The organism is Pseudoalteromonas atlantica (assembly GCA_007988745.1).
Classification (GTDB): domain Bacteria; phylum Pseudomonadota; class Gammaproteobacteria; order Enterobacterales; family Alteromonadaceae; genus Pseudoalteromonas; species Pseudoalteromonas atlantica.
In genome coordinates this window covers 1-19680 of the sequence record BJUT01000011.1, presented here as the reverse complement: position 1 = coordinate 19680, position 19680 = coordinate 1, and the positions used below count along the sequence as shown (strand labels likewise).

At 41.7% G+C, this 19680-nt stretch carries 17 protein-coding genes, 1 tRNA gene and 1 pseudogene; 11 read left to right on the top strand and 8 right to left on the bottom strand.

The annotated features are described in order from the left end of the window. Positions 1-62 precede the first annotated feature (62 nt). Positions 63-1544: an FMN-binding glutamate synthase family protein gene (locus tag PAT01_RS07210; RefSeq protein WP_004587481.1), complete on the top strand. Its 1482-nt coding sequence runs from the start codon at positions 63-65 to the stop codon at positions 1542-1544. 37 nt (positions 1545-1581) lie between these two features. On the opposite strand, the gene mtnK is transcribed toward PAT01_RS07210, so the two are convergent. Beyond that, the gene (gene mtnK / locus PAT01_RS07205) at positions 1582-2799 is read right to left on the bottom strand and encodes an S-methyl-5-thioribose kinase (protein WP_126008583.1); all 1218 of its coding nucleotides are present in this window, start codon (positions 2797-2799) and stop codon (positions 1582-1584) included. 128 nt (positions 2800-2927) lie between these two features. Here mtnK and mtnA point away from each other — a divergent pair, with 128 nt between their 5' ends. Further along, entirely contained in the window at positions 2928-3953 is a 1026-nt protein-coding gene (gene mtnA, locus PAT01_RS07200; protein ID WP_154945236.1) for an S-methyl-5-thioribose-1-phosphate isomerase, read from the top strand. Between the two features lie 48 nt (positions 3954-4001). Here mtnA and PAT01_RS07195 read toward each other — a convergent pair whose 3' ends face one another. The 3 genes from PAT01_RS07195 to PAT01_RS07185 are packed head-to-tail and all read right to left on the bottom strand — an operon-like array spanning position 4002 to position 5847. Next, positions 4002-4544 carry a 1,2-dihydroxy-3-keto-5-methylthiopentene dioxygenase gene (locus PAT01_RS07195; RefSeq protein ID WP_126008579.1) on the bottom strand — a complete coding sequence of 181 codons (543 nt, stop codon included), beginning with the start codon at positions 4542-4544 and terminating at the stop codon, positions 4002-4004. Then, positions 4541-5224 (bottom strand): acireductone synthase, encoded by a 684-nt coding sequence (gene mtnC / locus PAT01_RS07190; protein WP_121638139.1) that lies wholly within the window; start codon positions 5222-5224, stop codon positions 4541-4543. Before mtnC ends, PAT01_RS07195 begins: the two co-directional genes overlap by 4 nt. Continuing rightward, entirely contained in the window at positions 5224-5847 is a 624-nt protein-coding gene (locus tag PAT01_RS07185) for a methylthioribulose 1-phosphate dehydratase (protein ID WP_004587487.1), read from the bottom strand. The genes mtnC and PAT01_RS07185 overlap by 1 nt, the downstream gene beginning before the upstream one ends. A gap of 212 nt (positions 5848-6059) precedes the next feature. Here PAT01_RS07185 and PAT01_RS07180 point away from each other — a divergent pair, with 212 nt between their 5' ends. From PAT01_RS07180 to PAT01_RS07165, 4 genes are all read left to right on the top strand, one after another. Beyond that, entirely contained in the window at positions 6060-7202 is a 1143-nt protein-coding gene (locus PAT01_RS07180) for a methionine aminotransferase (RefSeq protein ID WP_126008577.1), read from the top strand. Next, on the top strand, positions 7190-7963 hold the full coding sequence (locus PAT01_RS07175) for an amidohydrolase (protein WP_126008575.1): 774 nt from the start codon (positions 7190-7192) through the stop codon (positions 7961-7963). The genes PAT01_RS07180 and PAT01_RS07175 overlap by 13 nt, the downstream gene beginning before the upstream one ends. Positions 7964-8031: 68 nt before the next feature. Continuing rightward, entirely contained in the window at positions 8032-9453 is a 1422-nt protein-coding gene (locus PAT01_RS07170) for a mannose-1-phosphate guanylyltransferase/mannose-6-phosphate isomerase (RefSeq protein ID WP_154945235.1), read from the top strand. 91 nt (positions 9454-9544) lie between these two features. Further along, complete coding sequence (locus PAT01_RS07165; RefSeq protein ID WP_154945234.1) at positions 9545-10342, top strand: hypothetical protein; 798 nt, start codon at positions 9545-9547, stop codon at positions 10340-10342. Between the two features lie 20 nt (positions 10343-10362). Here PAT01_RS07165 and PAT01_RS07160 read toward each other — a convergent pair whose 3' ends face one another. The 3 genes and pseudogenes from PAT01_RS07160 to PAT01_RS07150 form a co-directional block, all read right to left on the bottom strand. Then, positions 10363-12519: an ATP-binding protein gene (locus PAT01_RS07160; protein WP_154945233.1), complete on the bottom strand. Its 2157-nt coding sequence runs from the start codon at positions 12517-12519 to the stop codon at positions 10363-10365. 116 nt (positions 12520-12635) lie between these two features. After that, a pseudogene (locus PAT01_RS07155) lies at positions 12636-13293 on the bottom strand (response regulator transcription factor). A 219-nt stretch (positions 13294-13512) separates the two neighbouring features. Further along, positions 13513-13884, bottom strand: coding sequence for a histidine triad nucleotide-binding protein (locus tag PAT01_RS07150; protein WP_154945232.1), 372 nt, complete (start codon positions 13882-13884; stop codon positions 13513-13515). An 88-nt stretch (positions 13885-13972) separates the two neighbouring features. Here PAT01_RS07150 and PAT01_RS07145 point away from each other — a divergent pair, with 88 nt between their 5' ends. After that, positions 13973-14584, top strand: coding sequence for a DUF2057 domain-containing protein (locus PAT01_RS07145; protein ID WP_154945231.1), 612 nt, complete (start codon positions 13973-13975; stop codon positions 14582-14584). A gap of 169 nt (positions 14585-14753) precedes the next feature. Here PAT01_RS07145 and PAT01_RS07140 read toward each other — a convergent pair whose 3' ends face one another. Beyond that, positions 14754-16598 (bottom strand): M1 family metallopeptidase, encoded by a 1845-nt coding sequence (locus PAT01_RS07140; protein WP_154945230.1) that lies wholly within the window; start codon positions 16596-16598, stop codon positions 14754-14756. A 133-nt stretch (positions 16599-16731) separates the two neighbouring features. Between PAT01_RS07140 and murB the strand changes: the two genes are divergently transcribed. From murB to PAT01_RS07120, 4 genes are all read left to right on the top strand, one after another. After that, positions 16732-17739, top strand: a complete 1008-nt coding sequence (gene murB / locus PAT01_RS07135; protein WP_154945229.1) for a UDP-N-acetylmuramate dehydrogenase — start codon at positions 16732-16734, stop codon at positions 17737-17739. Beyond that, positions 17739-18731, top strand: a complete 993-nt coding sequence (birA, locus tag PAT01_RS07130; RefSeq protein WP_154945228.1) for a bifunctional biotin--[acetyl-CoA-carboxylase] ligase/biotin operon repressor BirA — start codon at positions 17739-17741, stop codon at positions 18729-18731. Before murB ends, birA begins: the two co-directional genes overlap by 1 nt. After that, entirely contained in the window at positions 18728-19453 is a 726-nt protein-coding gene (locus PAT01_RS07125; RefSeq protein ID WP_154945227.1) for a type III pantothenate kinase, read from the top strand. The genes birA and PAT01_RS07125 overlap by 4 nt, the downstream gene beginning before the upstream one ends. 111 nt (positions 19454-19564) lie before the next feature. Then, positions 19565-19640, top strand: a tRNA-Thr gene (locus PAT01_RS07120). Positions 19641-19680 lie beyond the last annotated feature (40 nt).

Sequence of the window (19680 nt, the reverse complement as noted above, 5' to 3'; positions counted from 1 at the left end):
TGTTGTGTCATTTTGACGCAACACCTTTTTTATTTTTAAAAACAGCCATCAAGGGGCCTTGGATGAGCGATTTTATTATTTTTAGTATTGATGTATTTGCGAGTATTTTTATTGTTGCATTAGGATTAATTGTACTTACCGTTATAGTTTTTTATTTTCGTGATATTACTCAAACAAAGCATGCAATTAGGCGAAATTACCCGGTTATTGGCCGCTTTAGGTACTTTTTTGAGCGCCAAGGCGAGTTTTTTAGGCAGTACTTTTTTGCCCTCGATAGAGAAGAAATGCCGTTTAACCGAGCAGAGCGCAGTTGGGTGTATCGTGCTGCAAAAGATGTCGATCGTACCGCTGCATTTGGCTCCACGCAAAGCTTAGAGGTAACAGGTACAGTGATGTTTATGAACTGTGCTTTTCCTACCTTAGATGAAGAGGCGCTGGACCCAAGTAATGTAACTTTAGGCCCTTATTGTAAAACGCCGTACACCACTAACTCCTTGTTTAATATATCGGGAATGAGCTTTGGTGCGCTCTCAAAACCGGCTGTCAGAGCGTTATCAAAAGGGGCAAAATTAGCCGGCTGCTGGATGAATACTGGTGAAGGCGGGTTAAGCCCTTATCACTTAGAGGGCGGAGCCGATTTGGTGTTTCAAATTGGTACGGCTAAATATGGTGTGCGTGACGAGCTTGGAAATTTAAGTATTGATAAACTTAAAGAAATTGCGGCGCATAAAAACGTAAAAATGTTTGAGCTTAAATTAAGCCAAGGTGCCAAACCAGGTAAAGGCGGTATGTTACCTGGTAAAAAGGTTAATGCTGAAATTGCTAAAATAAGGGGCATCCCTGAGGGTAAAGATTCAATTAGCCCAAATGGGCACCCAGAGATCAAAAAGCCAAGCGACATATTAGATATGATTGCCACAGTGCGAAACGCCACAGGCAAACCTACCGGCTTTAAAGCCGTTATTGGTGATTACACATGGCTAGAAACGCTATTTGCAGAAATAAACCACCGCGGGCTTGAATCAGCACCGGATTTTATCACTATTGATAGTGCCGATGGCGGTACGGGCGCAGCGCCACAACCCTTATTAGATTCGGTAGGTTTACCGCTACGCGAAAGCTTACCGCTGGTTGTTAATATGCTTGAAAAACACGGCTTAACAGGACGGGTTAAAGTCATTGTATCGGGTAAGTTAATTGTGCCCTCTAAGGTGGCATGGGCGCTTGCTTTGGGTGCTGATTTTGTTGTTTCTGCTCGTGGTCATATGTTTGCGTTAGGCTGTATACAGGCTATGCAATGTAATAAAGACACCTGCCCAACCGGTGTAACTACCCATAACGAGCGGCTACAGCGTGGGTTAAATGTTGCAGATAAAGCCCAGCGAGTTGCCAATTATAATAAATATATTCATTACGGTGCTGGCTTAATTGCCCACTCATGTGGTGTAACGAGTGCGCGGGAATTAAGGCGTAAACACGTGCGTATAGTGCAAGAAAGTGGGCTGTCGGAGCCGCTCGATAAAATTTACGAAAACTACCAATAACGGTATTGGTAGTAAAAAAGGCGCTTTGGCGCCTTTTTTAATTTAGCTGGCTTATTAATAAACTAAAAAAGGCATCTTTGTTGTCGCAGCTTTTGGCATTTAAAATAAGTTGCTCACCTAAGCTCAGCGTTTGTTTTTGTACTGCAAGGCGCGTATTTTCATCTTCAATGCTGTCAATATCTACCACATGCGCGAGCCCTATGGTGCGCCTAATTAGCTCTGTTCCACAATAGCCTATGGCGTCTTGTAATACGGTTTTCATAAAGTACTGTGGGTAGCCCTCGGTATTAAGGGTGCGATCTGTGCTGTGGTTGGCAATTAAAGCTAACCATTGTTGCTCAAATAAATTATAGCTTTCAACAATGCAGCTAAGTAAATGCGTTTGATAGTTTCGCCGTGCTACAAACTCTTCAATATGCCCTGCTTGTGCGCAGTAATTTAATAGTAAATTGCCAATAAAAGAGCCTATATCAAAGCCAACAGGGCCAAAAAAGCCAAACTCGGGGTCAATCACTTTAGTGGTATTGGTATCTACAAAAATACTGCCGCTGTGCATATCGCCGTGCAGCAATGTTTGCGGGTTAGATAAAAAATTAGCTTTTAATTTCGCAACTTCTAACTTAAGTGCCGTGTTATCACGCAAAGCGTGTACATGTGTAGTAAGTTGCTCGTCAAAGTGATTGCGTTCGTGATCTGTATACGGATCGCTAAAAAATAAATCTTCTGTAATTTGGCAAAGCTCAGGATTAGTAAATTGCTGTACGAGGGCCTTTTTATGCTGGGCGGTTAGGTAAAAATCTGAATTATAAAACCCGGTATGGCTTAAATACGTAGCTACGTGCTCGGCTAACTTAGGAAATTGCTCCGCGTTATTTTGCGCAGTGCGCAATATTTTTAAGTGACCTAAATCTTCTAAAATAGTAAGTGCGTAAGCTTGGTTATAGTGCAGTACTTTAGCGGTGTTTTGTGGGCAAATAGCGCCATGGTTAAGTAACACTTGCGCCTCTATACGGGCTCTATCAAGCGTGAGCGGCCATGATTCACCTACACAACGAGCATAAGGCAGTGCTTGCTTTAAAATAATGCTGTTATGGTGCTCATCGCTAATTCTAAATACTAAATTAAGGTTACCGTCTCCAAATTCGTACGCAGTTAAGTGTGCGCCAGCATTAAAAAAATCATACTGCTTAGAGTCAATTAGCGAGTTTACATATTCAATTGCGCGCTGCGCATCAAACGCGACATAGTTAGCCATAGTGAGTTCTCAAATAACCTTTTTGGGCATTCTATACCTTTAAATGTTTAGATGTCTACAAGTCTAACTTGAGAGTTATTCAAACTGATGTAAAATACCCTTACGCATTTTATTTAAGCAGCCTCACCATGCAAAACCTAATCGCAAGCAGTTTAAAATATGAAAACGGCACATTAAGTGTGCTTGACCAGTATTTACTTCCTCATCAGCAGGTATGGCACGAATGCCATAGTGTTGAGACGATGAAGGAGCTGATCATCAGTTTAAAAATTCGTGGCGCACCATTAATAGGCTTAGGTGCGAGTTTGCTGGTTGCTCATTTAGCGCGGCAGGGGGGAACTCAAGCGGCGCTTGCAAAAGCAATTGATGAGCTTGAAGCCACAAGGCCAACCGCTGTTAATTTAATGCATTGCATGGCTATATTAAGAGAGGCCCTTAAAAGCGATGGTTTTGTAGCTGCTGTGGTGTGCAGCGCAGAGCGCCTTTTTATTGAAGACATTGCCCTATGTGAGCGTATGGCAACGCGCGGAGCTGAGCTTATAAACAGCGGCGACAATATTTTAACCCATTGTAATACCGGCGCATTAGCGACTGCTGGTATTGGTACAGCATTAGGCGTTATTTACAAAGCGCAGCAACAACACGGCAATATACATGTGTGGGTTGATGAAACGCGGCCCTTGTTGCAAGGCGGGCGTTTAACCGCGTTCGAACTTGAGCGCTGGCAAGTACCGTATACGCTTATTTGCGATAATATGGCAGCAAGTTTAATGGCCGCAGGCAAGGTAGATAAAATAGTGGTAGGCGCCGATCGTATTGCTGCTAATGGCGACTTTGCTAATAAAGTGGGAACTTATAATTTAGCTGTATTGGCCCATTTTCATGATATTCCTTTTTATGTTGTCGCGCCTTTAACTACGCTTGATACACAAACAGCTTGCGGTAGCGATATAGCAATAGAGCAGCGAAATAGCGCAGAGGTACGCGGCGTAAGTGGCAGTTTTGGTGAGGCGCTGTGGGCACCCACTAATGCCAATGTGTATAATCCCGCATTTGATGTAACACCTGCAAAACTAATAACAGCTTGGGTGTTAGATACCGGTGTTTACAATAAAAGTGATGTAGAGAGTGGGGCGTTAACAGCGCTTAAGTAGTTTTTAAACATCGCTCCACTTATCCCTTTGTGGAGCGTATTACGTTTGCTATGCGAGCAACGGAAACTGCTTCGCAATTTCAGACTCGGTGCTTTTTGCAACCCAGCCCTCGGTATTATTAAATAATCGAATGGCGGTAAATTCTGGGTCGCTCCCCATATCAAACCAATGTGGGGTAAGAGTTGGGACCGAAATTAAGTCACCTTGCTGGCATAATACTTGGTAAATTTTGGCATCAATATGTAGGCAAAATAACCCTTGGCCTTTTACAAAAAAGCGAACTTCGTCTTCACTATGAGTGTGCTCAAATAAAAACTTTTCTCGCATTTGTGCCGCTGCAGGATTACCTTTTGCAAGCGAAATAACATCTACCGTTTGGTAGCCATTTTGCGCTTTTAAGCGCGCTATATCATTTTTATACGCTGCAATAATTTGCTCATTTGTGGTGTGCTCATTAATGGGTGCGGTTGCTTGCCATTGTTCAAAACGTACATTTACTTTTGCTAATTGCTGAGTAATTTCGCTTAAATCACAAGTGTTTACCAGCGCATTACTCGGATTGTTGCTAGCATAAATTGTTAATTGGCTCATGCAAATTGCTCCAATTTAACTGTGCTAAAGTCATGTACGTATGGGTGCGCGCTATGTGCTTGGCCATCACGTATTAAGTGCAAGGTTTTAAGCCCTGCGGCTTTGGCTGCATCAAGCTCACCTGCCACATCACTTAAAAACAAGATTTCGTTAGCACTAAAGGGGAGCTGGTTAACTATAGTGTTATAGGCGGCTTGCTCTTGCTTTGCGCCGACTTTGGTATCAAAAAAATCATTAAACAGGGGGCGTATATCGCCATAGTCACTGTATTTAAAGAGTAACTGCTGCGCCCTCACCGAGCCTGATGAATACACATAGAGTGCGGTGCCTTGAGCGTGCTGAGCTTGTAAAAACTCAAACGCATCTGCGTATAGGTGGCCTTTAAAATCACCGTGCTCGTAGCCCGTTTGCCAAATTAGCCCTTGTATTTGCTTTAAAGGGGTAATTTTTTTATCTTCTTCAATCCACTTTAGTAACACGCTAATGACATTTTCTATATCGGCATCTGGCTCATTAATAATGGCTTTAACAGCCGCTATTTGCTCAGCGACATGGGTTTTATTTTCGTTTAAGCGCATAAACGTTGCTAGTTGTTTAGCTGCATACGGAAACAGCACCTCTTTTACAAATGAGATACGTGTTATGGTGCCTTCAATATCAGTTAAAATTGCTTTTATCATTATAGCTGTGCCCCAATACCTTCTATTTTTAACCGTTCGAGCTCGCAACTAAATAAAAACTCTAACCCTTCTAAGTGGCGAAGTGCTTGCTTGTAATTACGCCCTACTACATAAACGCCATGCCCACGAATTAACACTGCATGTTCAATGGGTGTATGTAAGTGGTGATCGCTAAGCAGCAAACTTAAGCGGTCTATGTCTTGGTCGTTTTCAAAAATAGGAATGCTGAGCGTATCTAAATGCGAGGTTACCCCACTGAGTGACTTTTGCATTTCGTAACCGCTTAAATTTAATGCATGGCTTTTAATTACACGCGATAGTACGGTGGCTGCTACTGAGTGAGTATGCAGCACCACGTTTGCGTGCGGAATAAGCTTATACATGCCTAGGTGCAGTTGCGTTTCGGCCGATGGGTTGCCAGCACCTTTAGTGCGATTACCTTGATGATCAAGCTCAATGAATGTGTGTGTACCGAGCTGACCTTTATCAAAGCCGCTAGCGGTAACCACATACCCTGTTGCGGTGCGCGCCGAAAAATTTCCGCCGGTGGCGGGAACCCAGCCTTTTTGACTGATCCATTTTCCGGCTTCAATAAGTTGCGAAATAGCGGTATTGTTGTGCATACATTCCTCACCAATGAGTGTAATACCAATGCGTAATAATACTTAATGCGTTTAAGGCGCTAAACCAAACGCGAGCTGCGTTTTTGCTACCTCAAAATAACTCAGTTAATTAAGCAAATTGATATAAAGCTATTTAATTTTAGACGGCTATACTTCTGTTTTAAGCAATGATAGCATCGCTTTAAGCGCAAAACCATCATTAAGGGCCTGTCGTGTTTGAAAGTAAATTACCAAATTTAAGTGTTAGTATATTTAGCCAAATGAGTGGCTTGGCAAGTCAGCATTCGGCAATAAATTTATCGCAGGGTTTTCCTGAGTTTGATGCGCCAGAACTACTGAAAAACCAGCTAAATTTTTATGTTCAGCAAGGGGTTAATCAATACTCGCCATCCAGTGGTGTGCCCCGTTTACAGCAACAAATAGCAAATTTAGTTTCGCGTAAATACGCGGCTAACATTGATGCAGCTGAGCAAGTTACGGTAACGTCGGGCGCCACCGAAGCATTATTTGTGGCTATTCAAACTATAGTACGCCCCGATGATGAAGTCATTGTGTTTGACCCCGCTTATGACTCTTACCAGCCCGCCATTGAGCTTGCTGGCGGTAAAACAGTTCATATTGCATTCCATGCCCCCGATTATGCTATTGATTGGCAAACGGTTCGCAGTGCAGTGAGCAAAAACACGCGCGCTATAATTATTAATACGCCACACAATCCAAGCGGAAAAATACTTAAAAGCGATGATATAAACGCGCTCAAATCGTTAGTAAGCGACCACGATTTATATGTAATAAGTGATGAAGTTTACGAACACATTACCTTTGATGGCGATAAGCACTTAAGCATGCTTTGTGATGAGCAACTACGTGAAAAAAGCTTTGTTATATCAAGCTTTGGCAAAACGTTTCACAGTACCGGCTGGAAAATGGGGTACTGTATTGCGCCTGCACCGCTTGCTATTGAATTTAGAAAAATACACCAGTATGTTACTTTTTCAAGCTTTACACCTGCACAACACGCATTGGCCGACATGCTTGAACAACAAGGCGAGCATGTCGATGAGCTGAGTAATTTTTATCAGCAAAAGCGCGACTTACTGGCACAGCACTTAAGTGACAGCCGTTTTAATATTTTACCAAGCCAAGGTACGTACTTTTTATTGCTCGATTACAGTGAGGTGTCTGATCTTAATGATGTGGATTTTTGCCACTGGTTAGTAGAGCAAGCTGGGGTTGCTGCTATTCCTTTAAGTGTGTTTTATAAGCAACCTTCAAATGATAAAGTGATTCGACTGTGTTTTGCTAAAAACGATGAAACCTTAATAGAGGCCGCGCAAATATTATGTCAACTTTAACGCTTACACTCGTTCAAAGTGCGCTGCATTGGCTTGATAAAGACGCCAATTTAGCCATGTTTGATAAAAAATTAGCAGCGATGAGCGCTCAACCTGATTTAATTTTACTACCCGAAACCTTCGCCACAGGCTTTGCTATTAATCTTGATTGCGCAGAGCCCGAAAATGGCAAAGTGTTGAGCTGGCTAAAAACCCAAGCACATAAACATAAAGCCGTTATTGCAGGTTCGGTTTTGGTTGCTCAAGGTGATAAAAAAGCGAATCGCTTTTATTGGGTGACCCCAAGTGGTGAAGTGAATTATTACGATAAACGTCATTTATTTCGCTTAGGCAGTGAGGGCGATTACGTTGTCGCAGGGCAAGCGCGTAAAACGTTTGAAATTAACGGTTTTAAGTTACTGCCGCAAGTATGTTACGACTTGCGCTTTCCGGTTTTTCAGCGCAACAATAATGATTACGACGTAATGATAAACGTTGCTAACTGGCCTGCGGTTCGTCGTCATATTTGGGATACGCTATTAATGGCGCGCGCTATGGAAAACCTATGTTATGTAGTAGCCGTTAACCGTGTTGGCGACGATGGCAATGGTGTTGCGCACAATGGCGGCACGGCCGTGTACGACTTTAAAGGCGATACACTCGCCAAAGCAAAAGACAATACACAAGAGTTACTTACCGTAACACTTGAAAAAGCACCGCTTGATGATTTTAAAGCCTCGTTTCCTGCTTATTTAGATGCCGACGCGTTTACCTTGGTATAAATCGCTAAGCATTAGCGCCTAGCCAATAAAGTGCTAAAATAGCCGCTGATATGTTTATTGGCGGCTTTATGAATACAACCCTTATTACACCGGTAATTTTAGCGGGCGGCATTGGCACACGGTTATGGCCGCTTTCTCGCCAAGCTATGCCTAAGCAATTTTTACCTCTGCTTGATAACAAACACTCACTATTACAAAGTACGTTAGCGCGTGTATCGGGCAAGGAGTTTGCAAAGCCAATACTTGTTTGTAACGAGCAGCACCGCTTTATTGCTGCTGAGCAAAGTGCGCAGGCTACTCCTCATGCACTTTTGTTAGAGCCGCAGGGTAAAAATACCGCGCCGGCCATTGCGCTGGCAGCACACTACGCTTTACAGCAAGGCATAACAGGGCCAATACTGGTGATGCCTGCCGATCATCATATATCCAACTTTACTGAGCTCACACTTAAATTAAACGATGCAATTGAATTAGCCCAGCAAGGTATGCTGGTCACGTTTTCAATTACACCAACACAGCCCCACACTGGGTTTGGCTACATTAAGCAAGGTAGTAAAATAGCAGGCTCAAATTGCTATAAAGTGGCTGCATTTAAAGAGAAGCCAAGCTTGGCTACCGCTGAGCATTATTTAACTCAAGGCGGTTATAGCTGGAATAGCGGGATGTTTTTATTTACACCACAAGCCTATTTAAATGAACTAGAACGCTTTGCCCCAAAAATTGCACACAGTGTAAGCGCGGCGGCTAATTTCTCTGACGATTTAGGGTTTACAAGGCCGGTAAGTGAGCCACTTAAAACCTGCCCAAGTGACTCTATCGATTACGCCATTTTAGAGCGCAGTAATAATGTAGCAGTGCTGCCTGTTGCTCTTAATTGGAGTGATGTAGGCAGCTTTAGTGCCTTGGCTAGCCTTATTAAAAAAGATGCACATGGCAATAATGAAAACGACAGCCATACCGCGCAAAATAGTACTAATAATTTTGTTTTAAGCGAAAACGATCACAGCGTTGCTACCCTTGGAGTTAGCGACTTAGCTATTATTCATACCCACGATGCCACCCTCGTTGCCAATAAAAACAAGCTCGATGGTCTGCCTTTATTGCTCAAGCAATTAGCGGTTAGCCAAAGTGATAAACTCAATCACCATCAGGTTGTGTATCGGCCATGGGGCAATTACCGCACTTTAGTAACAGGGGCAGGGTTTAAAGTTAAAAAAATAACCGTAAACAGCGGGGCTAAACTTTCAACGCAGCGCCATCAGCATCGTGCAGAGCATTGGGTGGTGGTATCGGGTATTGCCGATGTACGTATTGATAAGCAAGCATTAACACTTAGCCACGACCAATCGTGCTACATTGCAGCAAAACAAATACACAGCTTAGCGAACAATCAAAAAGAGCCGCTAATTGTCATTGAAGTACAAACTGGCGCCGTACTAGATGAAAGTGACATAGAGCGTTTTGATGATAAGTATGGACGTGGAAAGTAGTTTTAAATTACCAATTAAAACTAAGTGCTTTTTCTCTAATGGCATTGGCTATGCCCGATATTTCTATATTTAAAAGTGGAGAGTAATAAAAATGCTATATGAAAAAAAGTATAAGAAGAAAATATCTTACTTTTTACAGTTTCTTATAATTTTATGCATAGTGCTGTTATCACTTACCTATACAACTTGTGGATTATTAGCAATTCAAAGTTTAACAGTCGAAAAAATTAAAATAACCGATGTATTTAATACCATAGCTCAAGTTGCGACTGCTTTTGCATTTTTCTTTGCTGTTTATCAATATCGAAAAAATGGTGAAAAGGAGAGGCAAATTATTATTGCTAATGAGGCAAGACTACTGATAGATAGAATGTCTCATGAGTCGGATAAGTTGGCTTCAAATACAAAATTTACCGATCGAGAGGTGAATGAGTTTATAAGTATAATGTCCAGCTTCGGTTGTGACTTCAAAACATTATATGATGAGCTAACTGATGATTTACATAAGGCAATGGTACGGATGCATTGGCAGAATATGCATTATAATCATTTATCAAGGGCACTTAATAGTCTTACTATAGACTTACTTTTCGATAACTTAAACTTAGATAAAAAGCATGATAGCTATTCATTCTTTAATGCTCGTTTTGATGATTCAAGCGAGTCAGAGCCTGAAGTATTAAGAGAGTATATGTATACAAAAAATATATTTAATAATATGAGCGCGGCTAAGGAGTTAATAAATAGCTTTACGAACTTATATTTATTCGAACAATATTATTTCGATCATGAAGGTACAAATGATTTGATGTATGGATTGCTTTCAAGGTTAGATTTCCGCGTATCAGCCCCATTACTTTCAGTAATTAAAGAAAAGCAAAGACCGTAGCTGGTTTTTTTGACTAAATTTCACCCCAACTGCCCGCGCACGTACTTTAAGTATTGTTCTAGGCTTCGTTGCCATAGCTCTAACGCCTCATCTAGCAGGTTGTTATGGGGTTTGTTATCAAGCAGGCGGCGCTCTATTTTTTTAAGCTCAATACCGTAACGGTTAAAGCCTAATTGCAGCGCGGTGCTTGCTTGGCGGTGCAATAATTTAATGCACTGCTCTGGTTGCTGGTCAATAAGTTCTTGGCATCGGGTTAGTTTAGTCCGTGCTGAGAGTACAAATTCATTGTAAATCGACGACACTTCATCCTCACTAAATGAGCTAGTTAGCGTTTCTGCTGCGGTTTCGTCGTATAAGGTGTCTACTAGCTCTACAGCTATATTTGTAGTTTGATTGGATTGTGAATCACTCAGTGCTTGGCGAAGCTTTTGCTGCTTAATTGGTTTGCCTACTATGTCTTTTATTCCCAGAGCTAAGTATTCTTTTACCTCATCAGGGCTTAAGCTTGCTGTAAAAGCCAGTACGGGCGTGCGCTGGTTTTTATGCTCCAAACGCTGCAGTCGTTTTAATACTTCTTGGCCGGTAAAGTCTGGCAGGTTCATATCCAGTAAAATAACGTCAAAGTGATGCGTTTGCAGCAGCTCAATAGCGCTTCTGCCATCTTTGGCGAGCTTTATTTTATGCTCATCTTCGGCCATAAATTCAATGGCAATTTTTTGATTTAAATCTAAATCTTCGACTAGCAGTACTTCAAGGCCGGTTAAGTAGTCTTTGTTTTGATGTCGCTGCTCTACCAAACTAAGCTCCCCTAGCGTAAAGGTGGTGGTAAAGCTAAATACGCTACCAGTGCCTAATTGACTGGTTATTTCTAAGCGGCTGCCTAGCTTTTCTAGTAAGCGGCTGGTGATGGCAAGCCCAAGGCCGGTGCCGCCTTTTTCTTTCCCGGCGCTACTTTGTACGTAGGGTTCGGTTAAGTAGGCTATTTCGTCTTTTTCGATACCAGGGCCTGAGTCTTTAACGCTAATTTTTATGGTGTGCTCAAGCTGCCTATCGCTTATTAAATCAACCTGAATTTTTACTATACCGTGGTCGGTAAACTTAATGGCGTTACCAACAAGGTTAATAATAATTTGCCTTAACTTTTGCTGATCGCAGTAGTAACAGGCTTGTTCAGGGATATTACATACCAGTTCAAACTTAAGCTGCTTTTGCTCCGCCAATGGGCTGAGTAATAAACACAAATTGTTTAACCAGGTTTTAAATTCAATGTCTTCTTCGTAAAGTGCTTCATCACTTTGATCTAGGCTTGCGTAGTCGAGCACTTTATCAACCAGTAAATTTAACGACTCGGCCGAATTAATAATGGCCTCACAATAGGCTTTATTGCGGCTGTCGGTGCTTTGGTTCATAACTAATTGGGCGCTGCCTAATATGCCATTAAGGGGGGTGCGAATTTCATGGCTAATAGTTGATAAAAACAGGCCTCTAATTTCTAAATCTTTTTGGGCTTTGTCGGCCAGCTTGTTAAGGTTTTTTTCTCTGCGTTCATTACACAAAAGCGCCATACCGGCGGCATAAAACATAGGTGCAATAACGCCATTTAAAAACAGTAAGCTGCTAAACCATGGGCTTTGCAATAGCAGGGGTTGTTCAATATTAACCATAAATAGTGAGCGGCTAATAAAGCTCAGGCCAACTAAAGTTAATATTAAAATGTAAACAATGGTGCCATTTGGGTAGGGTTTTCGGGCATATTTAATAAATAAAAACAGCAAAAAAGCGGCTTCTGCAATGTGCTGTACATCCGAGACGTAAATTCGCTCGCGTAAAGAAGGGTCAATAAAAGAATAATACCCCAGCATTACTGCGCTAAACGCGGTAAAGGAGCACAGTAGCTTAAAGCCAATACCCCGATAATCTAAAAATTGGCATATAGCCAAGCTGTGCACAATTGATGCGCCAAACATCATACTGCTGGCAATACTAATCACAATAAGGTTGTGCGTTTTACCAATAAGCGTAAAGCCAATTACTGCGCCTAGTAATAAAACTGGGTAAAAAATATAAAGCAGCGTACCTGGGGTACTTTTGTTGGTACGCCAAGTTAAAAAGTTAAGAAGGGTCATTACAATAATAACGGCAATGCTGGCAAAAAAGAGGGTAAATGAGTCGAGCATAGAGGTTCCAGCAATGGGTACTTTAAATAGAGTAATAAAAAGCGATTAATTTAACAAGCATGCGGCATAAACAAAAACAGGCACCATAAGTACCTGTTTTTAAATTACGAAATTGATTAACGAATTTCGTCTGGAATGTTTTGTTGAGCCCAAGATAGTAGCTCAATACGGTTACGACATTTAGTTTTTCTAAATGCGCTGTATAAATGTGTTTTAACTGTGTGTGGGCTGATGCTTAAATCTTCAGCAATTTCTTTGTTTTTTAGAGCCCTTACTCATTAACGAGATTATTGCTTTTTCTCGTTTAGTGAGTTTAATTGGCTCTATATCGCCTTCGGTCAGCTTGTGTAGTGCGTCTTTATTAAACTGCAGCATGCGGTTTAATGCATTACACATAATGTCACGTCTGTACCAAAGCTGATCTTCTAAAAGTAAGCGAATACCTTTCATTAATACATCAGCGTTATCTGTCGTATAAAACACGCCACGAATGCCGCTCAACAGCGCGCGGTTAGCGAGCTCTGGGTTTTCGTCTAGGTTAAATAATACGATATCGCACTTGGTGCGCAGGTTAACTAGCTGTTCTTTTAGTTTACCCCATGCATCGTTACTTGATGTTTCAATGAACAGTAATCGAGTCCCTTCTGGTACATCTAAAATATTTGTACCCGTGGTTACGTCAAGGCCTTGCGTTTTTAACAAAGGTTCTAAAACGTTAATGCCAATGGTGTTAATTGGCTCTTGATCTAATAACAAAAAGGCTGAACTGCTCATGTTTTTATACTCTTTTTATAAAGCTGACTAGTTAAGTTTATCACGACTTCCACACCTTTTGTATTAGAAAGTCGGGTTTCGCCTTGTGAACAAGTACGATTTTACGATTATTTAAACATAAAATGTTGCAAATAAGTAATTATTTTTCACTTTATATACATGATAAACCATAACATTTGTAACTAGCTAAATACTAATAATTCCAGTGAATTTTTATTATTAAATTTTTAATTTTTTAGCTTCTTGATACGGAGGCCAGCCCATTTCTTTGCCTGCAAGCATATGTAAATGTATGTGATACTCGGTTTGCCCGCCGTGTTTATTGCAGTTCATTACTACTCTGTAGCCATCGTCACTAAAGTTAAATTGCTTGGCTAATTTAGCAGCAACCTCGTATAAATTTCCAACTAAATGTGAGTTTTCGCTATTAATATCATTGATAGTGGCAATTGCTTTTTTTGGAATAATTAACACATGAAAAGGAGCTTGCGGGTTTATATCTTTAAATGCAAGGGTAGTGTCGTCTTCGTAAATAATGTCGGCAGGAATTTCGCGGTTAATAATTTTTGTAAATAATGTTTCTGTGCTCATAATCGTTTCAGTGTAAGGTTTGAATTTAAAGTCACTAATGACAAATTTTGTTTGCAGTGTCAAACTCAAAACAAATAAAGGAGTTTTTATGCGTAAACCAATGTTAATAACTGCAGCTGCGGCGCTATTGATGAGTATGTCAGTAAGTGCCGGAAATATTCACTTTCCTGAAGAGTTAGTGCCTTTACAAGTCGGCGAAAGAGTGATTGAAAGCTCTCTATTTAGCCGCGTTGACGACATTGAACTTGATCCAGGCTCTTATCGATTAAAATTAAAATACACCGATTTATACGAGCTAGGCTTTGACGACCATGAGGTAATAGAGTCTGAACCGTTTTGGGTAGATATTACTATTGACGATAACAAAGACTACGACATGGTGTTTAATCGTGCCGATAACGCGGTATCAGCGAAAATATTTGCTGAGGCACCACAGGTAAGTTTAAAAGCAAAGGGCGCGTCTGTGGCACAGCCGCTTAGTGTTATTTCAAATACACAGCTTGCAAGTCAAAAGCCTGCTTTACAAAATACGGTGCCAGCGGGTCCAACGCGTCCAAGCCAACCTATAAAGCCTATTGCGCCTATTAATGGCAAAGGCATGCCAAGTGCACCGCAAATGCTAGAATTTTGGTGGCAGCAAGCCACGCTTGCTGAGCGAAAGGCCTTTTTAGAAAAGGTAACGAACCAAGGCGCTGAATAATAAACTTATCTCAAGCTACTAATTTTAAGCGCTAACTGCGCTGAACTTAGTTACAGTTTTTAGCTTGAGAAAATTACAGTATTAAAAAAGGCCGATAAATCGGCCTTTTTTAATGGTTTTGCTGTTTTACCCTAAAGGTCTAAACACCTTTTGGGTTGGCACAGGTTGCTTATTTATCAAATAAAGCATCAATGGTGCCTTGTGCGAGCGGGTGGTAGCCTGGGCGTGCTTTGATGTATACATCGTGTGCCCACTCACGCTTACCATTTTTAATAAGTGCTTTGTATAACGGCACAATTAATTTACGGCGGCCAATACCTGATAAGTGCTTATCAAGCGCTGGGTAAATAGGTTGATAACCATTACCTACCGCTAACATAAACCATGCAAACGCGCGCTCTGCATTGGTTGATTGCGTTAAGTTAAATTGCTTATCAAGCTCGCTCATTTTATCTAAGCTTAAATCACGTGGTAGGTTATTTAAAAAGTGTAACCATTCGTGCACTGTCCACTGAGCCGTAGGTAATTGTACTGCGCTTGTTTCACCTTTTAACCATGCTGCGCTTGCTGTATCTACTTTATCAAACGCATCCGATGTTGGGTTAGGTGCATCGCTTGGTAAACCTGGCTCAAAAATCCACTCATTCACTTTATCCATGCTTACAACGCCTGGATATTTTTCAATTAAGTTAGCTTTTAAGTAAGTAACAAATTGCGCAGTAGTCAGCGATTTAAATGCAAACTCATTAAAGTAGGTCTTAACAAAGTCATCAAACTTATCTCGGCCGTATTTTTCTTCTAGGTAGATTAAAAATAGCTGCCCTTTAGTGTATGGCACTGAGCTAAATGCATCATCTGGATCGCGGCCATTAAGTTTTAAATTAAGGCGCGTATCGGGTGCATCAATGGTTTTAAGCTGAGCACGTAAGCCTGCTGCATCTAAAGCTTGCTCCATTACGGCGCGGTCGCGGCCAAACACTTCTTCCATGATGCGGTTTTCAACGTAAGAGGTAAAACCTTCGTTTAACCATAAATCTTCCCACGTAGCGTTGGTAACTAAGTTACCAGACCAAGAGTGTGCAAGCTCATGCGCAATAAGGTTTACTAAGCTTTTATCGCCAGCAACTACGGTAGGGGTAATAAACGAAAGACGCGGGTTTTCCATACCACCAAACGGAAAGCTAGGCGGTAACATTAATAAATCGTAACGGCCCCATGCATACTCACCATACATTTCGTTGGTTTTGTCGATCATGGCTTGGGTGTCGTTAAACTCGGCAACCGAAGCGTCTAAAATTTCAGGCTCGGCAAATATACCAGTTTGTTTTGACATGGCTTTGAATTCTAAATTACCTGCACCAATCGCAATTAAGTACGGCGAAATAGCTTGTGGCATTTCAAAGTGGTAGTCGCCATCTTTGTATAGTGCGTCTTTGTTATCGGCGCTCATTACGGCACGTATATCTTTTGGTGTATGAATACGGGCAGAGTAAGTAACGCGCATGGCAGGGGTATCTTGTACTGGTAACCAGCTACGAGCGTGAATAGCCTGCGATTGGCTGTACATAAACGGGTGCGTTTTGCTGGCTGTTTGCTCTGGTGTTAACCATTGCAGGCCAGATGCTTCTGGGCGGCTGTTGTAGTAAATACGTACTTTTGGCGCTTGGCTTTTTAAAGTAATTGTTAGTTTTGAGCCTTTAACATCATCGCGATCTGCCAGTGTAAATTTAGCTTTGTGCCAATCGCCCGAGGTGTCTTGGTACATTACTTTATCAATGTCTAAGTCGCGGGTATCAAGTACCAGCTTTTTACTCGTGTCATTGTTCCACTTTAGCGTGTGCTCAACAAAACCTTCTAATTGCTTGTCGGCAAAATCGACATCTAAATCAAGGTTTAAGTGTGTTGTTACCACATCATCTAGGTTGGCGTATGAGTTTTGATCAATCGCGTTTGCCATTGCTTGCGAGCACATACCGGCCATAGCGAGGCTTAAAAAAAGAGGTTTAATTTTCATAAAATACCCTGAACACTAATAATAAGTGCAGGTTTTATATCATGATTGATACAGCGGGTTGAGTGATTTTTACATTCTTTGCGACAATAAGGTAAACTACTGCGATTAGTTACCAGTACACTCAGAGACCTTTGTGGCGCACTCATTAAAACCTTTACATACCTTTGCACTAAACAATCAATGCCAGCATTTTGTTGAAATAACCTCGGTTGAGCAACTTAAAGCACACCGTTTTAGTGCTCCGTTTTGTTTATTAGGGGAAGGTAGCAACACAATATTTTTAGAAAACTACGCAGGCACCGTAATTAAAATGGCCACTAAGGGCATTACTATTACCGAGCGTGAAAATGACGTATTAGTGAGTGCAGCTGCGGGCGAGAACTGGCATAAGCTAGTAAGCTATTTACTTGATAAAGATATTGCAGGGCTTGAAAACCTAGCCCTTATTCCGGGCACCGTTGGGGCGTCGCCGGTACAAAACATTGGTGCTTATGGTGTTGAGCTTGCTCAATTTGTAGAGTCGGTTGAATACATTGATATAGCCACAAAAACCAAGGTGACTTTAACTAACGCACAGTGTGAGTTTGCTTATCGTGACTCTATTTTTAAACATGCTTTAAAAAACAAAGCGGTGATCACTCAAGTTAATTTAGCGCTCCCTAAAAAGTGGCAGCCAGTTTTAAGTTATGGCCCACTCAAAGTATTGCAAAATCCCACCCCTAAAATGGTATTTGAGCAGGTAATTGAAATTCGTAACGCTAAGCTGCCAAACCCATACACTTTAGCCAATGCGGGTAGTTTTTTTAAAAATCCGATTATTAGCAATGCGCGTTTAGAAGTGCTGCTTGTGCGGTTTGGTGATTTACCGCATTACCCCTATGGGGAAAGCCATCACAAAGTGGCGGCAGGTTGGCTAATTGACCAAGCGGGCTTGAAGGGCTTTACAGTAGCAGGGATTGAGGTGCATCAGCAGCAGGCGCTGGTATTAGTTAATCATGGTGATAGTAAAGGAAGCGATTTAATCACTATGATCACGCATATACAAAATACGGTGTTTGCACGTTACGGCATAATGCTAGAGCACGAAGTAAGGCTTATAAACACAAATAGTGAATGCCATATTATTACGGAGCACGCGTAATGAAAGCACCAGATGGAAATAAACTAGCTATATTAAATGCACTTAACCAAGGTGGCTTTGTATCGGGCCAAGTCCTTGGCGAGCAGCTGGGTATAAGCCGCGCAGCAGTGAGTAAGCATATTCAAACACTGCAAGACATGGGGCTCGATATATTTAAAGTGACGGGTAAAGGTTACAATTTAAACAATGCGGTGGGTTTGCTAAACCAAGCCGATATAACCAAACATTACCATGCATTAGGTGCCAATACAGCCCAAGTAGAAGTACACCCTATTATAGATTCAACCAACAGCGAGCTAATGCGCCGTATTCAAAATAAAGTCGCGCTTGAGTCTGGCACTGTTGTGGTTGCCGAAATGCAGCAAGCCGGGCGCGGAAGGCGAGGGCGGGTATGGCAATCTCCATTTGGCGCCAATTTATATTACAGTTATTTTTGGCGCTTAGATGATGGTCTGCAAGCTGCTATGGGCGTATCAATTGCAGTAGGGCTTGCGGTATACGATGCTATAAAAGCACTTTACGATATAGACATTGAACTTAAATGGCCAAACGACATATATATAAATAAGCAAAAACTAGCCGGAGTATTAGTTGAGCTAGATGGGCAACCGCAAGGCCCTTGTCAGCTAGTCATTGGTATTGGCATTAATCTACAAATGCCGCAAAACACCAGCGAACAGATTGATCAAGCATGGACTGATTTAAGCCAACACACCACCGCGCTTGATAAAAACCAGTTAGTTGCTTCGCTTACCTTTTATTTAGAGCAGCGTTTGGCAGATTACCAGCAAGACGGGCTAAACAGCATGTACGCACAGTGGAACGCCCTAAACGCCTTTGCAGGAGAATGCGTAGAGCTAAATACGGGGCACAGAAGCTGGCGGGGTATTTGTGAGGGGATTGATCAGCACGGCGGAATACGCATTCGCCAAGACGGCGAAGTTAAAAGTTACTATGGTGGCGAAATCTCGTTAAGAAAGGCCGAATTATGAAACTGCTAATAGATGTAGGTAATACGTCATTAAAAGCGGCCTTATGGCGCGAGCAACAAGCAACGCCCGTTTCTATGAGCGACGTGCCGTGGCAAGCAATAACTGAGGTTGTGTATGCTTGTGTAGGTAACAGTGAATTATTAAATGACGCGCTCACATTAGCCGCCAAAAAAAGCATTCCGTGTTGTGAGGCGCATGTTAGTAAAAATCTCAGTGGCTTAAGTTGCGCATATGAACAGGTTAGCAATTTAGGTATTGATCGCTGGCTTGCGCTGGTGGCAGGTTTTACCCTTTACCCAAACAGAGCGAGTATTATTGTTGATGCTGGCACTGCAACCACTATTGATGTATTGAGCGGCGAAGGCGAGCACTTAGGGGGCTGGATATTGCCCGGCCTTGACTTAATGACTCGCTCATTAACACAAAATACTCAGCGCGTGTTTGATGATGCCAATACCCCCTTTTTAAACGAGCTGGGTAAAGACACACCCAACGGATTAAAAAATGGCGCGCTGGTGGCAACATTAGGCGCTATTGAACAGGCCAAATATCAACTTAAACACGTAACAGGCGAACAAAAACCACAAATTTTGTGCGCCGGTGGTTACGGTTTGCTGTTACAGCAACAAATAAGTGGCAGTATTTTTGATTCTTTATTGGTTATGAAAGGATTAAATTATTGGCATGAGCTAAGTAAAAACGACGAAAAACAGCAAAATTAAGCACTTTTGCATGAATTGTGAGCATTTAAGCTAAAAAATTACATTTTTTTTAATTTTATAGTTGCATCATAATAAACCTTACTCTAATATCTCGCCCCGTACTAAAGCAGTGCCGACTTAGCTCAGCTGGTAGAGCAACTGACTTGTAATCAGTAGGTCAACCGTTCGACTCGGTTAGTCGGCACCACTTTCCTTTTACCGAAAGTGAATTAGTAAAGAATTATCGT